Source organism: Pseudarthrobacter sp. NamE5, assembly GCF_005796225.1.
GTDB lineage: Bacteria > Actinomycetota > Actinomycetes > Actinomycetales > Micrococcaceae > Arthrobacter.
Map to the genome: position 1 here is coordinate 107313 of NZ_VAHO01000002.1, position 15513 is coordinate 122825.

Here is a 15513-nt window from a genome sequence, read left to right on the forward strand (position 1 = left end):
AGGGTTCCTGTCATGGCCCTTCCAGGATGCGCCGTGCGTTTTCCTGTGCCTCCAAGGCTTGCTCGGAAACCACCTCGCCCCGCAGGTGGCCTGCGGCGGAGATAGCGGTCCGGAGCTCGGGGACGCTGCGCGGAGCAGTGACGCCCAGGTGCACCATGGCATGGCAGTTGGGGCAGAGCGGAACCAGGTCCGTAACCGGGTCCAGCTCGTAGCCGCTGCCCAGCAGGGACGCCGGTACCGTGTGGTGGACCTGTATGAATCCTTCGCCGATTTCGCCGTAGGCAGCCTCAAAGGAAAAGCCGCAGGCCGCGCATGCCGTGCCGTGGAATGCCACACAGACCCGGCGCGCGTCAGGGTCCCGCTCGTACCTGTTCACCTCTATGCTGCTGACCGCGTCCGGTGGATGGGTTCCGGGAACGAGCTCGGCGGGATCGATGGCAGGAGGGCCCTGCTCCCGCCACAGCCGGCGAAGCGCCTGCTCCGCTGACGGCGGGACGGGCAGGAGGGAGACGTGCAGTGCCCTGTCCCAAGGGATGCCGGGCACTGCTGCAAATAAGGCGTCTGAAGGAATCTGCTCGCCAAACGGCAACAACGCGTCAAAGACGATGCCGGTGTACAGCCCGGAAGCCTCATCACCGTGGAGCTGTTCCGCCGCAAGCGGCTCAGAGACCATCACGCCGTGACCGAGCAGTCCGCTGGCTGCGCCGCCGCTGCCCTGGAAGAGCAGCCAGGCTTCCGTGCCCGGCGGAACGCTGGTCCCGCCTTCGCTTACTTCCCAACGGTCAAGGAACCGGCCAGCCGCCAGGACCTGTTCGAGTACGGCGCGGTAGTTCCAGCGGTTCCACTGCCCGGCATTCCATCCCAGAATCACTGCAGCCACTGCTTACCTCCTGCGCGTTCCGGGACAGGCGCAGGACAGTCAGTTGCGCACATGTGGCTTTGAGGCGGGCGTGCGGTGCGGCACGCAACCTAGATGGGTTCCTTGGCCAGTGCCTTGGTCTTGGCCGGCGTCTCGCGGCCGAGCCGCTCGTCAAGCGTCACGCGAAGCCTGGCGGCCGCCACCTGGACACGGTGCTCGGCAGGGGTAACCTTCTTTTTGGCCGGCTTTGCGGCGGTGGTCCGCGGAGTATGGACAAACCTGTGCTCAGGCGACGTTGCGCTCATGGTCCAACCTCCCTGGTCTTGTCTGCATCCGTTGTTCCATTCTCGCCTATGTTGCCATCCGCGTCCAAGAACGGAACTTCGTGCTCGGCGTCCACGTCCCGTCCGGCGTCGTCCCCGTTCTCGTCACCGGCCACGCTCTTCCATGCGATGTCGAACAACTCAAGCTCCTCATCGCGCGCAAGCTCGCTGCGGGCCAGCACCTCCAACGTGGCAAGTCCCAAGGCCTTCGTTCCTTCATCCGCGTCCAGCGCCCGGTCCAGCGCCCACTGCGTGCGTCGCCACCATTCGGCCCGGCTGTCCGCTTCGGTCTTCTGCCTCAGGGCCTGGGCGTCCGCTTCCCGCTTCTGGTCGAGCGCCGTCTTGTCCGCCGACGTACGCTGCTTGAGCGTACGCCAGTTGATGTAGAAAGCCAGCAGGGCAGCGATCAATACCGCCAAGGGGCCAAGCCCTGCAAGGATCACCCACCAGTCCGCAGGCCCCGAATGGACGACGACGTCAAGCATGCTGGGGGAGGGGGCAGGGGCGGTCACCCGACCAGCATAGGTCCAGGGATGGCTGCCGGCAGGCCTGACACCCCGCTCGCCGGGCCTCTACCGGCTGGTCACGATCTTCTCCGCCGGCAGTTTCTTCTCCGTCGCCGGTGAGAGGTGCTGCCATACAGGATTGATCCGTGTAGCGCCGGCCAGTCAGGCGGAAGTCAGTGCCCTGCTACAGCCTGGTATCGTCAAACTGCTCCTCGGAATCCAGGCTGCTGTTGCCGTGGCGGGAAATGAGGACCGGGCCGCGCGCGTGGTGGAGGACCGCGTGCGCCGTCGAACCGATTGTCTCCCTGAAGAACCCATGGCCCTTGCTTCCCACCACCAGCATCCGTGCCTCCACCGAGGCCTTAAGGATGGCATGGGGGACTGAGGTGTCGGTAAGGACCCTGGCGTCCACAGGAATGCCCGGCGCGAGGGAACGGGCGCGGCGAACTGCGGCGCTGATGACTTCTTCGGCCGCGAACCGGGCGGCTACTGATTCCTGCTGATCGGGCTGACGGTAGCCGGGCGGTGTGTGGCGGATATGGATCACCCTGAGGTTGGCCTGCAAGGTTGCTGCCATTGCACAGGCATCGTCGAGCGCGTTACGGGAACCGGAGACATCGACGGCGACGACGACAGGCCCGCCGGGGTGGACATCGGACCTGATGACCGCAACGGGACAGTCCGCTGTTGCTGCCAGCTCCAGGCTGACCGACCCCACGAGCAGCCCCAGGAACCCGCCCAAGCCGCGGCTTCCGACCACCAGCATCTCCTCGCCGGAAGAAATTCGGGCAAGGTGCGGGGCCGGCAGCCCATGCAGGAGTGTCCCTTCAACGTCCACCTCCGGTGCGCACGTCCTCGCGCAGTTGACGCCCTCTTCGAGGATTGCCTCGGCCGAGCGCTCCAGTCCGCTGTCAGCAACACCCGGAACCGGCCCCAGCTTCCTGGTCAGCAGCGGCCAAATGGAAACGTGCACCACGTGGAGCCGCAGACTCCGGAGCCGCGCTTGTTGTGCCGCCCAGCGGATGGCGGCTGCGGCCTCTTCGGAACCGTCATAACCGGCCACGATCGATCGTGGTCCATGCATAGGTTTCAGCACTCCTTGGGGAGACTTTTGGCCTGTGGGTGCTTTTTCCTGCGCTCCATCCTGATTGGTGCTCTGCTTGCATCACTGCTGATACAAGCAGAGCACTACAAGCCCATGGGAAGCAATAACTGCGCACAACGGCAGGACCGAGACCACCTCAACGAGGAAATCCTGCGGTTCGCCCGGACGGGCAAAAACCAGGACGCGGCAAAGGACCTACTGCGGGACGCACAAACAGCTGCCTTGGGGGCAGCCGCCTGGTGCACGGTCCGGACTGTGGGGGACCGGTAAAGCCCTAGGCGGCACCCCGGGCGCCTGTTGCGCGGGAAAGGAACGGCCTGACCTGGGAACCCCGCCACGGCGCCCTTGCCAGGACCAGGTTTGGAGCAGGAGCGGCGTCGCGGATCAAACCGGTGCCGGCACATTCGCGGACATCCTTGATGGCAGCAGCAGCGTGGTGCTTGTCCGGGTACTGTCCGGACACCGCCAGGACGCTTCCGTCCGGCGCCATCAGCCTGAACCTGATCCGCGAATCCTCGTCGACAAACAGTTCGAACGTTCCCGCCATAAGTCCTGCTCTCCCTTGAGTTCCTTGGCTCCACCCTTTTGGGGAGCACCTGGGGCACCGCCATCCGGTGCAGCAGCCCGGACGCAGTACCCAGCCGTCATGCATCCGCAAGCCTCAATCAACTTTTCCAGAGCACGTGGGTCCTTATTAGGGGCCAAAGTCCCGTCCTCGCCATCCCGTCGGTGCAGCCGGTGTGGGCCCGGGGCCCTTGGGCTCCATCCGGGAACGATGCCCTTGCCTAGCCTCTGGGCAGGAGGGTCAAGCATGGATAAGACAGCAGGGCCGGCAGCAAGTAACGGCCGACGGCGGCGCGGGACGATGTAACAGGTGCTGGCACTTGTGCTGGTCGCCCTGGGACGCGGCATGGCTGCTTCTTCCGTGGTGGGGCCGCTGGGATTCGGACTGATGCGGTACCCCACGTCCGAAACAACGGTCAACCCGTAACGTTCCGGGGCCATCCCGCGGGACCCTTCCTGGGCAGCGGCATCGGTGTTTATCCCATCTACACTGCCCGGGAAGAAGATCCAGACGGCGGCCGGGCAGACCGCCGTCGTCGTGGAGGCCCAAGCGCCACTGGTCAGCCCCTGGTGATTGGAATCTTCGACGAAGCCTCGACCTGCCCCTGGTCCGGCAGGGGAGCCCGGACTTCCAGGACACCGTCCTTGTACGACGCCGTGACGTCGCCCTGCTGGACGCCGCTGGGCAGCGGAAGCCGGCGCATAAAGGAACCGTAGCGGAATTCGGACCTGTAGCTGTCCTTGTCCTTTTGTTCCTTCTTTTCCTGCCGCTCACCCTTAATGGTTAGGACACCGTCGGCAACGGTCACATCAACATCCTTGTCAGGGTCGATCCCGGGCAGCTCCGCCCGTACCACCAGCGTGTTGCCGTCCACCATTTCCTCCACCCGGATGGCGGAAGGCCCTGTTTCCCCCTCAAACAGTCTTTCGATCAGGTCCATGGGGGAGCGGCGGGTGTCAAACCATTTCATCAGGTCAGTCATTCTTACCTCCTGCTCATACTGATCCGGGCCGCGTGTTACCCGGCGCTTCCACGTTGCGCTTCACGGATGGAAGGTTCCAGAGTCCAAGGTCCCAGCCTGGTTTCGGATTCCCTACTCACGGACCCGCAGGACTGCGGAACCGGTGATCCGGTTCGCAGCAAGGTCAGCCAAGGCTGTGTCCGCCGCGTCGAAGGGGTATGGGATGGTGGCGGGGGACAGCGGAATCTCTGCCGCCAGGGCAAACAATTCCTGCCCGTCAGCCCGGGTATTGGCTGTGACGCTGCATACCTGGCGCTCGAAGAACAGATGCGCCTGATAGTTCAGTGAAGGGATGTCGGTGAGGTGGATGCCGGCGATCGCGAGTGTCCCGCCGCGGTTCAATGCGCGGAGTGCCACCGGCACCAGGTCACCCACGGGCGCAAAGAGAATGGCCGAATCGAGCGGCACCGGCGGGTGCTTGTACGCGTCTCCCACGTATTCCGCCCCCAGATCCTGGGCGAGCTCCCGGCCTGCCGCGGAACGGGTCATGACGAAGACGGACGCGCCCTGGTGCATGGCCAACTGGGCTGTTAAGTGGGCTGAACTCCCAAAGCCGTAGATGCCCAGCCGCCCTCCCGCCGGGACGCCGGCCCGTTTCAGGGCGCGGTATCCGATAAGGCCCGAACACAGCAGCGGAGCCGCCTGTTCGTCGCTGAAAATGTCCGGAATTGGGTAGGCAAAATCTTCCGGTACTGTGAGCTGCTGGGCGTAGCCGCCGTCCTTGTCCCATCCCGTGAAGACAGGTGAGGAGCACAGGTTCTCGTCTCCCCGGCGGCAGTAGGCGCACGTGCCGCAGACGCCGCCCAGCCAGGCGACGCCGACCCTGTCGCCCAGGGTGAAGCGGGAGCTGCCCGGTCCGCTGCCAACTACAACCCCCACCGCCTCATGTCCGGGGATGACTGCACGGTGATGCGGCTGGAGGTCCCCCTCGGCAAGATGAAGGTCCGTCCGGCAAATGCCGCAGACGCTCACGTCCACCAGGACTTCCTTGGCCAGAGGCTTTGGGCTGTCACGAAAGCCTTTGACCAGCGGACGGGTAGACACGGGTCCGGGTTGGCCCACCCACCATGCGAGCAATGCTTCCTCCGATTCCCAGCGTCCGACATCGTGTCGCTACCGGCCCTGTCCGTCACTTTTCATGCCGTAATTTCTTCAGCCGGGTGATTACTGTGGGGCACGGCGGCTGGGTCAGCACGCCGTGCGCTGTGGACCCCAAGAGCAGCCTGCTGAAGCGGCCCCTGCCCCGGCTGCCCACCACAAGCATCCTGGCCCCGGCAGCTGCCCGGACCAGGGCATCGGCCGGTTCCATGACAGTTTCCAAAACCGCGTGGACCACCAGCCCGGGGTAATCCTGGCGGAGTCCCGCAACAGTTTCCGACAGGACGACCTGCTCCTCTTCCACCACGTGTTCCGCGAAGCGGCTGGACGGAAGCCCCGCCCTGATCCACCTGTTGGGGCTGGTGAAGGCGTAGAGGACCGTCAGTTCCTCACTTAATGCATCAGCCTCGGAAGCAGCGAAGGCAACGGCCTGCGTCGATTCCTCCGACCCGTCCACGCCAACAACGATGCCGTGCCCGTCCACCTGCGCCGGTCCAACCACTGCCACCGGCGATTCGGCGGTAGCAGCGGCCTGGAGGGCCCGGTCGGTCAGGGCGCCGCGGTTATGCCCGCTGCTGCCCAGCACCAGCATGGAAGCGTTCCTGGAATACTCGCCGAGGGACGCCCCGACGCTGCCTTCCAGCAGTTGGACTGAGATCTGTAGATCCGGTTCAGCGCCGCGGACGCGTTCCGCCGCTTCTTCCAGCATGTCCTGCCCGGATTTCCGCAGGACGTCGATATAGGGAAGTGCCTCCAACGCTTCGCCTGCCATCCAGCGGTCATCGAGGACATGCAGGATAACCAGCGGCAGCTTGAGCCGCCGGGCACGGGCGGTTGCCCACTGCAGGGCGGCCTGGGAAGGGGAGGAATCGGTGATGGCGACGGCGATGGGCTTGCTTGCGTCCATTGGAGCCTTCTTTTGGTTTCTCGGTTTCAGGTCCAGCTGGCAGGCTGCATGAAGGCCAGCCGGCCGAGGGACGTTGACCGCAGGTACCTCCAGCAGTCATGTACGCCCAGGCGTTCCGCTTCCGGTCCGGTTGCAGCTGTTTTCCATGGCCGTAGCTTAGGCCGGGAGATTCCGGCCGGGTAGGGAAGAAGGTCCCGGGGCACCGCTGCCCTGGGACCGCGGGCCCGCACCCGCGATGGGGGACCTGCACCATCGACAGTGCGGCGGGAAAGGGCGCCCGGATCAATTGGTCCGCCTTCCACCAGTAACCGTGGCTCCAGTCAGGGAGTGTCCTGGTTCCGGGTGACGTATACGGCCGCCTGCGTCCGCCGCTCAAATCCCAGTTTGGCCAGGATCGAGGACACGTAGTTCTTGACGGTTTTCTCAGCCAGGAAAAGCTCCTCGCCTATGTGGCGGTTTGTCAGTCCCTGCCCTATGAGGGCCAGGACTTTTTTCTCCTGGGCGCTGAGCCCTTCCAGCCTGGGGTCAACGGGCGTCTTCGAAAGGCCCTCAACGGTCCGTTCTTTCACCCCTGGCTCAAACAGCGATTCACCCGCTGCCGCCTTGCGGATTCGCGCCAGGAGGTCGTCGCTCCTGATTTGCTTCAGGATGTAGCCGGACGCCCCCGCCAGGACTGCCCCGCGGATGGCCTGTTCGTCGTCGTAACTGGTCAGGATCAGGCACTTCAGGCGCGGATCGAACGAGCGCACATCTCGGCAGACCTCGATTCCGGTCCCGTCCGGAAGCCGTCCATCCAGGATGGCGATATCCGGCTTGAGGGCCGGAATCCGCCGCGTGGCCTCCGCCGCCGACCCGCTTTCGCCGACCACCACGAATCCCTCACCTTCCAGGAGGTCCTTCAGTCCCTGCCGGACAAGTTCGTGGTCGTCCAAAATGAACACGCGGAGGGGTCCCTGCGAATCTGCGGCTCCTACCGGGCCTGACTCATGTCTCTGCACCCTACGCTCCCAACGCTCTTCCGACATGTGTGCCAAACGGTATGGTGAACTGCCCGTACCGGAGGCGTCCCTTCATTGTTGCCTGAGCCAGGGCCGGCTGGAAGGGACCTAAGTCGGATTTCCTGGTCCTGCAATGCCTGCCGTGCCAGCCCCGGCCCAGCCTGTGACCTTCGGCCCTATCCCCGGGAGGGAACGTTCTCCAGTCTTGGAGCAGTCCGCCCCCCAAGAATCGGAGCCCTCACCATGGATGCCAGCCAAGGGCGCCCGAGGATCATCGTTGGCGTGGACGGCTCTGATGCTTCCATTGCTGCACTCCGTATAGCTGCTTCCCTGGCGGGGCCGCTGGACGCATCCGTGGAGGCGTGGACCTGCTGGGATGTTCCCCCCGGATTCGGGCTTTACCTGGTAGTTGGGGTTGAGGGTTTTGAGTACGCCGCCAAGCAGTCGCTGGAGCAGGCTCTCGCAGCCGCGTTTGGGGAGGAGCGGCCAATTCAGGTGCGCGGCAGGCCCGTGCGCGGCAAAGCCGCGGATGTGTTGATCGAAGGGAGCCGGTCTGCCTCGCTCCTCATCGTAGGCAGGCGGGGCCGTGGCATCCTGGTCCTGGGGTCCGTGAGCTCCGCCTGCGTCAGCCACGCCCACTGTCCCGTCCTGGTGGTCCATGCTTCGTAGAAAGCCCCGACAGGAATAGCCGGACTGTAGAGGACCGCGCAGGAGAAGAACCCGGCGGCAGCCTTCCATGAGGGCGTGGCGGTCAATCGGTGCCAGCATGGTGGCTCTCTTCCCAACTATCGAGCAGCCACACCTCTCCCAGTCCTTCTTCAGGAGGCCTCGTTCGATGTATGGACCACCAGTACCGGGCAATGGGCATGGGCCACCAGCGCTGAGCTGACCGAGCCCAGCAGCAGCCCGCCAAAGCCGCCGTGTCCGCGCCTTCCCACTACCACCATGTCTGCCTCGCGGCTGGCTTCGATCAGCGCTTCGCGCGGATGCCCGCGTACCAGGCTGGAGATGACGTTCGACGGCGTGTCACCGTCGAACGCGGTTCTGACCGCCTCGTCGAGAATCTCAGCGGCACGTTCCTCGAAGCCCTCGATACCCATCATTACGTAGCCCGCGTAGACCTGCGGGTAATCCCAATAGGCGTTGGCAAGAACCTTTGCCCCTAAGGGGGCTGCAAGGCGTTGAGCCTGCCGCAATGCCGCAATGGAGGCCTCCGACCCATCGACTCCCACGACTATGCGGGTGAATGGTGTTCCAGCAGTACTCATGTCAGCTCCTTCCGGTGGAATCCGGCATGGGCAGGGCCGAAAGTTGCGCCGGGGCTTCACCCGGTCCCTGGTCGAGCCGGAAGGGAGGATACTCATCCCGCATCAGGGCCGTGTAGGCCATCACGCGGTAGATCCAGCGGTTGATGCCCAGTATCAGGTCGAACAGTGGGCGCAGGTATCGGCCGGTGAAGAGCAGGGCCACCACCGCGATCAGGACCAGCAGCCCCAGCAAAGACAGGCCTGTTCCCTGTTCGTACGTGGTGGTTCCCAAATCGTCGGTTTCTGCCTCCCAGGCCCAGGTGGTGCCGGCGAGGGCGGCAACGATGAGCAGGTGCGGGATGGCCAGAAGCCACCACTTGACGAGCACCAGCCCGCGGGAGAGCCGCTCCGGGTAGTCCACCTCGAAGTCAGCGGGATAGTTGGTGCGGCGCAGGGTAAAGGGCGGGTAGAGGTCGGTCCCTGCCGCCGCATATGCGTAGAACGCCACCCTCCAGTTCCAGCGCATGACCCCGACATTGAAATCGAACAGGGCCCGCGGGTACCGGCCGGTGAACAGGATGGCGAACCCTGCAACGATCGTGGTTACCAGGAACGCAAACCACAGGAAGACCAGCAGGATGAAATGCGGAATGGCCAGGAACCACTTCACCAGCCACATCGCCCGTGAAAGGGCCGGGTCCAGCTCGCCGAGGAGGCGGGCCGGGTAGGGCGACCGGTCTGCCGGTTCACCAGTGCTGGGCTGGGCCTGTGGCGGCATTCCTGGTGCTCCCGGTATTCCAGGGGCGTCTGCCCCGGGTGTTCCCGGAACTGCCGTCCCCGGGACTCCTGTTCCCGCCGTTCCTGTTCCCGTCTGGTAACCCTGGTAAGGGGAGTACACCGGGTAGCCGGGCGCAGGGCGGCCCGGGCCGGCCGGCCCAACAGGTCCGCCCGAGGACGGGCCCGCATGCCGTCCGAGTCCCACTGCCCCCAGGATCAGCAGGGGGAGCCCGATGGCGAGCGCTATGGCTCCGCCCACCAGCAGGCCGGTGGCGGCCGGCCTGATCAAGTCGGAGCGGAACCCTGCCTGCACCCTGGTATCAACTCCGGCACTGGCGTCGGCGTTCATGATGACAATCGCCCAGGTGCCGGCGGCGAAGTCCCAGGTGAGCTCCTGCTCACCCGGTCCGAAGGCGGATGCGGTCCAGAATGTCTGCCGTGCGGGAGGGGCGGGAGTGTTGGTGCCGGGAATGTCGCGGTATTCCGCACGGAAGGGGCGGCTCTCCACTTCGAGCAGTTCCGAGTGGTGCGCGCCTGAGAGGTACTGTTCGACGTCGGCCTGCGGGGCGATCCCGATGAAGATTTCCTTGCCGGGATCAACGGAAGAGGCGCGCAGGCGGAGCGTGCCGACGTCGAAAGGCAGGCGGGGTGGAATGCCTTCACCCACGGATTCCAGCCGGGGGGAGGTGAGGGCGTGGGATCCGACCGAGAAGCGGCCGGTACCCGACGTGAGGTATCCGTCCCCCTGGGCAGAACCTGCTGCTGACGCCACGGCGCCGCCCGCCAGGATCCCGGCTCCAACGATCGTGATCAGGATCCCAAGGATGAGCATTACCACTGAGGCTGTCTTTTTCATGAGGCCCAACCCGGGACGTAGGAACAGGGACAGTTGTGCAGCGAGGCAGGAGCGAGGCCTGGTGAACGGACCTGCAGCTTGATGTATAAGAATGGCGGCCAGCCCCGGGCAGTCGTAGGGCCTAAAGTCACGTCGCGCGGGCGGGTGCTCGAATTTCTGCTCTGTGCCGCGTAGCTGCAGGGAAGTTAGCGCCGCGACCAGTTCGTCAGTATGCTTACTATTGTTTGCTCCAGCTGTTCGAGAGAAAGGCATCACCATGACGGAACAGAACCTTCCCGATGACGACCTTGAAGTTGTCCAGGATGACGACGTGCTCCTGGACGAGACTCCCGGTGCGGCTTCCTCTCTTGAGCTTGACCCTGTCAAGGGCGAACCGGACAGCTACCCGGGCGCTGCGGAGAACAACCCGGACCGCTGGCAGGAGGATCCGCTGCTGCAGGACGAGGCAGTATCCGGAGAAGAGGAGGACTTTCTCAGTGATCAGGCCTTCCGGGACGCGACGCCGCAGGCGCGGCAGGAAGCCGGCGGCCCGCAGGACGCGCCCCTTACCCCTACTCTCGGTGAAGCTGTTGCCGATGTGGACTTCGGTGAGAACCCCACAGGTTCCGAGGCTGAGGGAAGTGACGACACGGAAAACTTTGGTGGCTCCCCATTGAGCGAGTTCGACCCCGACGACCTGGAGCGATGAGGGGCCCGCCGGGAGGATATGGATGCTTCGTTCCGGCCTCCCGGCGCGGATCGGCGGCTACATCGCAGCCGCAGTCGGAGTGTTCCTCTGTATTCACCGGTCCTGGTCCTTGTGGTCGCCCTGCTGATTGCTGCAGGCCTGCTGCAGCTGGCGGCCTGGCCTCTCCTCCTCTTCATCCGCAGGCTGCGGCGGAAACCCGAACCGCCTCAGGACGGGTCCTGGCTCCTGCACTGATTCGGACGTTACCCTCGACGTTCCAGCAAACTAGGCTAAAATAATAAGCAGGCTGATGAATATCGGTTGGCAGGATCACTACTTAAGGAGTTTCGCATGAACTTGGGAAGCATGATCAGGAATGCCGCTGGACGATTTTCCGGCAGGACCGGGACCGGCGGAACTGTCCGCAGGCCAGGAATGAACGCCACCGGCCGCACGCCCGGCACCACCGGTGCGGCGGGAGCCAGGTCCGGCGGGGTAGCCAACAGAATCATGGGAATGCTCCGGCGGCGCTGAGCCGCCACAGCATCCACGAAAGCAGGTCCCGGATTCGTCCGGAACCTGCTTTTTGGTGGAACTATGCGGGAACTGGTCATCCTGGGCACTGCCTCCCAAGTGCCCACACGCACCCGGAACCATAACGGCTACCTGCTGCGCTGGGACGGTGAGGGCATCCTCTTTGATCCGGGCGAGGGGACACAGCGGCAGATGATCCACGCGGGGGTGTCGGCCTCCCAGATCACCCGCATCTGCCTCACCCATGTGCACGGCGACCACTGCTTCGGATTGCCCGGCGTGTTATCGCGCATGGCCCTCGACGGAGTGGCCCACCCGGTTCACCTTCACTATCCGGCATCGGGGGAGGAGGTGGTGCGTGCCCTCGTATCCGTCAGCTCGCCCGGCACAGACCTCAGGCTCCACCCGCACGGCGGCAGCGGCAGCGTGGCCGACGGGCTTCAGGTCCGCCCGCTGAAACACCGGATAGAGACATACGGTTATCGCCTGGAGGAACCGGACGGCCGTACCTTGCTGCCGGAACGCCTCGCGGAGACTGGGATAGCCGGTCCGGACATTGGCCGGCTGCAGCGCGACGGCGCCTTTGCAGGCGTCCGCCTTGATGATGTCAGTATCCCGCGCCCCGGCCAGCGCTTTGCCTTCGTGATGGACACGGCACCCTGTCCAGGTGCCGATGAACTCGCTGACGGCGTCGACCTCCTCGTTGCGGAGTCCACCTTCAGCAACGACGACGGCGGGCTGGCGGGTCAGTACCGCCACCTCACCGCCGGCCAGGCAGGGCAACTGGCGGCGGGCGCGGACGCCCGCACCCTGGTGCTGACACACTTCTCGTCACGCTACGGCGAGGACCCCGCACCACTCTTCCTGCAGGCGAGCGAAAAGGCGCCCGGCACTACGGTCCTGGCCGCCCGTGACCTGCAGCGGATCGACTTTCCCCAGCGGCGGCGCTGGCCCCAGGAACGTGCCGCCGCAGCAGACCCGGTTGACACCTTGACGCCACAAAACTCTTCAAGCCGCGGAGGTTCCAGATGAGCACCACGTCCGAAGAAGTCTCCGACGTCAGCCCCCACGGCACGGAGCCCACCCTGAAGCGGGTGCTCGGGCCCAAGCTCCTGCTGCTCTTCATTGTGGGGGACATCCTGGGCGCCGGAGTGTACGCCGTAACCGGAACCATGGCCGGCACTGTGGGCGGCCTGGTCTGGCTGCCGTTCCTGCTGGCGTTCGTGGTGGCCACGCTGACGGCCTTCTCCTACCTGGAACTGGTAACGCAATATCCCCAGGCTGCAGGTGCGGCTCTTTATACCCACAAGGCGTTCGGCATCCACTTCGTCACCTTCCTGGTCGCCTTCGCCGTCGTCTGCTCCGGCATCACCAGCGCCTCGACGTCCGCCAACGTGCTGGCCCAAAACCTCTTTGGGGGCCTGGAAGTCAACGGCTGGATGGGGATGCCGGGGCAGGGGGTCATTACCGCCGTCGCCCTTGCTTTCATGCTCCTCCTGGCCGTCATCAACCTGCGGGGCGTGGGAGAAAGTGTCAAGTTCAATGTCGTACTGACGGTGGTTGAGATGGCCGCGCTCTGCATCGTCATCGGCGTCGGGTTCTTCGTCATGGCCCAGGGAACCGGCAACCCCGGTGAGATCTTCGTGTTCAATGACTACCAGGACAAGGGACTGTTCCTGGCCGTCACGGCCGCCACCTCCATCGCCTTTTTCGCCATGGTGGGCTTCGAGGATTCGGTGAACATGGTGGAAGAGACCCGAAATCCGGAAAAAATCTTTCCCCGCACCATGCTGACCGGCCTGGGCATCGCGGTGCTGCTGTACATGCTCGTGGCGGTTTCAGTGGTAAGCGTCCTGTCGCCCACCGAACTCGAGGGCATCAGGGAAGCCGAAGGTGCTGCGCTGCTCGAAGTCGTCCATAAGGGATCACCTGACTTCCCCATTGACAGAGTCTTTCCGTTCCTGGCGGTGTTCGCGGTTGCCAATACGGCACTCATTAACATGCTGATGGCAAGCAGGCTGATTTACGGAATGGCCCGCCAGCACGTCCTGCCCCGCCCGCTGGGGAAGGTTTTGCGGGTGCGCCGCACCCCATGGGCCGGAATCGCCTTCTCCACTCTCCTGGCACTCGGCCTCATCCTGTATGTCACCAGCGATCCCGAGAGCAACATCGTTGCAAACCTTTCCGGCACCACGGCCTTCCTGCTGCTGTGTGTCTTCACAGTGGTCAATGTGGCCTGCGTGGTCCTGCGCCGCAAGCGGGACCCGCACCGGAAGGTTTTCTTCACCTCCCCGGGACCCCTTCCGCTTGTGGCGGCGCTGCTCTGCGCGTTCCTGGCGGGGCCGTGGGTGGGCCGAAACGTTATCCAGTATCAAATCGCCGGCGGACTAATGGCAATCGGTGTGATCCTGTGGCTCATCACCTGGCTGGTCAACCGGCGGACAAACAACCACGGCGATAGGGTTAATCCATGACTGCTGCAGCAGAATCAACTGTTACTTTCGAAGGCCGTTTTGCCCGTGAGTTGGGCGAACTGGCCGTTCCCTGGCAGGCGGAGGAAGCCCCGGAGCCCCAACTGCTGGTTCTCAACGACGCACTGGCGGACGAGTTGGGACTGGCGCCGGACTACCTCCGAACCCCGGAAGGGGTTCGGCTCCTCCTGGGCAACCACGTGCCGGCCGGGGCCACGCCTGTGGCCCAGGCTTACGCCGGCCACCAGTTTGGCGGCTACTCGCCCCTGCTGGGCGACGGGCGCGCGCTCCTCCTCGGTGAGATCGTCGACGCCGGAGGGCGCCTGCGGGACGTTCACCTCAAGGGTTCCGGACGGACGCCTTTCGCCCGCGCAGGCGACGGCCGCGCCGTCGTAGGGCCAATGCTGCGGGAGTACCTCATCAGCGAGGCGATGCACGCGCTGAACATTCCCACTACGCGTGCCCTCGCCGTCGTTGCCACGGGCCGTCCCGTGCGACGCGACACTATGCTGCCGGGCGCAGTTTTGGCGCGCGTGGCAAGCAGCCACCTCCGGGTGGGCAGCTTCCAGTACGCCCGTGCCACCGAGAACATGGAACTCCTGCGCCGGCTGGCGGACCACGCCATCAGCAGGCATTACCCGGCCAGCGCGAAGGCCGAGCACCCCTACCTCGCACTTTTCGAGGCAGTGGTGGCTGCACAGGCAAAGCTCGTGGCCCAGTGGATGCTGGTGGGTTTTGTGCACGGGGTCATGAATACGGACAATATGACCATCTCCGGGGAAACCATCGACTACGGCCCGTGCGCCTTCATGGACGCCTTCAACCCTGCCGCGGTGTACAGCTCCATCGACGTCGGAGGACGTTACGCCTACGCCAACCAGCCGGTGCTCGCGGAGTGGAACCTTGCCCGGCTTGCCGAGGCCATGCTGCCGCTCTTCAACGAGGACCAGGAACAGGCAGTTGCCCCGGCTGTGGAGGCCCTGGGTAAATTCCGCGGCCAGTACAGCGATGCGTGGTTCGGCGGCATGAAGGCGAAGCTCGGCCTGGCCGCAGGCCCGGCAGAAGGCGCCGAAGCGGACGAGGCCTCCGATCTGGTGGACGGCGTCATCGCACTCCTGAAGGACGGCCCTGTTGATTACACACAGTTCTTCCGGAACCTGGCGCACACCGCACGCGGAAATTCACGTCCTGCCCGTGGAATGGTACTGGACCTTGCAGCCTTCGATGCCTGGGCCGGACGCTGGGCAGCCCTGAAGCCCGATCCGGTGCTGATGGACAGGGTGAACCCCGTGTACATCCCCCGCAACCACCTGGTGGAGGAAGCGCTGGCAGCGGCCACTGAGGGTGACCTGGACCCGTTCAACCGGTTCCTGGATGTTGTGCGGTCCCCGTACGAGGAGCGCGAAGGGCTGGAGCGCTATACCGAGGCGCCGCCGGAGGACTTTGGTAACTACCGGACTTTCTGCGGCACCTGAACGAAGGTGGCGGGACACGGAAAGGGGCGGCAGGCGGGAGAACTCCCGCCTGCCGCCCCTTTCCGTGAAGCGGCTGGCCCTCAACGGGCCGGCTACACCTAATC

17 protein-coding genes are annotated in these 15513 nt (G+C 64.8%); 6 read left to right on the forward strand and 11 right to left on the reverse strand.

Annotated elements, in window-relative coordinates; genetic code table 11:
• Positions 1-10: 10 nt before the first annotated feature.
• The 9 genes from FDW84_RS03690 to FDW84_RS03735 form a co-directional block, all read right to left on the reverse strand.
• On the reverse strand, positions 11-880 hold the full coding sequence (locus FDW84_RS03690; RefSeq protein ID WP_138606686.1) for an HNH endonuclease: 870 nt from the start codon (positions 878-880) through the stop codon (positions 11-13).
• Between the two features lie 89 nt (positions 881-969).
• Positions 970-1164, reverse strand: coding sequence for a hypothetical protein (locus FDW84_RS03695; protein ID WP_138606688.1), 195 nt, complete (start codon positions 1162-1164; stop codon positions 970-972).
• Positions 1161-1694, reverse strand: coding sequence for a hypothetical protein (locus FDW84_RS03700; RefSeq protein ID WP_240721368.1), 534 nt, complete (start codon positions 1692-1694; stop codon positions 1161-1163). Before FDW84_RS03700 ends, FDW84_RS03695 begins: the two co-directional genes overlap by 4 nt.
• 178 nt (positions 1695-1872) lie before the next feature.
• Complete coding sequence (locus FDW84_RS03705; protein ID WP_138606690.1) at positions 1873-2772, reverse strand: universal stress protein; 900 nt, start codon at positions 2770-2772, stop codon at positions 1873-1875.
• Positions 2773-3067: 295 nt separating this feature from the next.
• Positions 3068-3340, reverse strand: coding sequence for a YegP family protein (locus FDW84_RS03710; RefSeq protein ID WP_138606692.1), 273 nt, complete (start codon positions 3338-3340; stop codon positions 3068-3070).
• 577 nt (positions 3341-3917) lie between these two features.
• Complete coding sequence (locus tag FDW84_RS03715; protein ID WP_138606694.1) at positions 3918-4340, reverse strand: Hsp20/alpha crystallin family protein; 423 nt, start codon at positions 4338-4340, stop codon at positions 3918-3920.
• A 111-nt stretch (positions 4341-4451) separates the two neighbouring features.
• Positions 4452-5441: a zinc-binding alcohol dehydrogenase family protein gene (locus FDW84_RS03720; protein WP_371419126.1), complete on the reverse strand. Its 990-nt coding sequence runs from the start codon at positions 5439-5441 to the stop codon at positions 4452-4454.
• A gap of 67 nt (positions 5442-5508) precedes the next feature.
• Positions 5509-6384, reverse strand: a complete 876-nt coding sequence (locus FDW84_RS03725; RefSeq protein ID WP_138606698.1) for a universal stress protein — start codon at positions 6382-6384, stop codon at positions 5509-5511.
• 320 nt (positions 6385-6704) lie between these two features.
• A complete protein-coding gene (locus tag FDW84_RS03735; RefSeq protein ID WP_138606702.1) occupies positions 6705-7325 on the reverse strand; it encodes a response regulator in 621 nt (206 codons plus the stop codon).
• A gap of 300 nt (positions 7326-7625) precedes the next feature.
• Between FDW84_RS03735 and FDW84_RS03740 the strand changes: the two genes are divergently transcribed.
• Entirely contained in the window at positions 7626-8051 is a 426-nt protein-coding gene (locus FDW84_RS03740) for a universal stress protein (RefSeq protein WP_138606704.1), read from the forward strand.
• A 149-nt stretch (positions 8052-8200) separates the two neighbouring features.
• Here the strand turns inward: FDW84_RS03740 and FDW84_RS03745 are convergent, their stop codons facing one another.
• Positions 8201-8650, reverse strand: coding sequence for a universal stress protein (locus FDW84_RS03745; RefSeq protein WP_138606706.1), 450 nt, complete (start codon positions 8648-8650; stop codon positions 8201-8203).
• A 1-nt stretch (position 8651) separates the two neighbouring features.
• Entirely contained in the window at positions 8652-10262 is a 1611-nt protein-coding gene (locus tag FDW84_RS03750) for a DUF4389 domain-containing protein (protein WP_138606708.1), read from the reverse strand.
• A 256-nt stretch (positions 10263-10518) separates the two neighbouring features.
• Here FDW84_RS03750 and FDW84_RS03755 point away from each other — a divergent pair, with 256 nt between their 5' ends.
• The 5 genes from FDW84_RS03755 (at position 10519) to FDW84_RS03780 (ending at position 15409) form a co-directional block, all read left to right on the forward strand.
• Complete coding sequence (locus FDW84_RS03755) at positions 10519-10950, forward strand: hypothetical protein (protein WP_138606710.1); 432 nt, start codon at positions 10519-10521, stop codon at positions 10948-10950.
• Positions 10951-11280: 330 nt separating this feature from the next.
• Entirely contained in the window at positions 11281-11463 is a 183-nt protein-coding gene (locus tag FDW84_RS03765; RefSeq protein WP_138606712.1) for a hypothetical protein, read from the forward strand.
• Positions 11464-11526: 63 nt separating this feature from the next.
• Complete coding sequence (locus FDW84_RS03770) at positions 11527-12495, forward strand: ribonuclease Z (RefSeq protein WP_138606714.1); 969 nt, start codon at positions 11527-11529, stop codon at positions 12493-12495.
• On the forward strand, positions 12492-13937 hold the full coding sequence (locus FDW84_RS03775) for an APC family permease (protein WP_138606716.1): 1446 nt from the start codon (positions 12492-12494) through the stop codon (positions 13935-13937). The genes FDW84_RS03770 and FDW84_RS03775 overlap by 4 nt, the downstream gene beginning before the upstream one ends.
• Positions 13934-15409 (forward strand): protein adenylyltransferase SelO, encoded by a 1476-nt coding sequence (locus FDW84_RS03780; RefSeq protein WP_138606718.1) that lies wholly within the window; start codon positions 13934-13936, stop codon positions 15407-15409. The genes FDW84_RS03775 and FDW84_RS03780 overlap by 4 nt, the downstream gene beginning before the upstream one ends.
• Positions 15410-15513 lie beyond the last annotated feature (104 nt).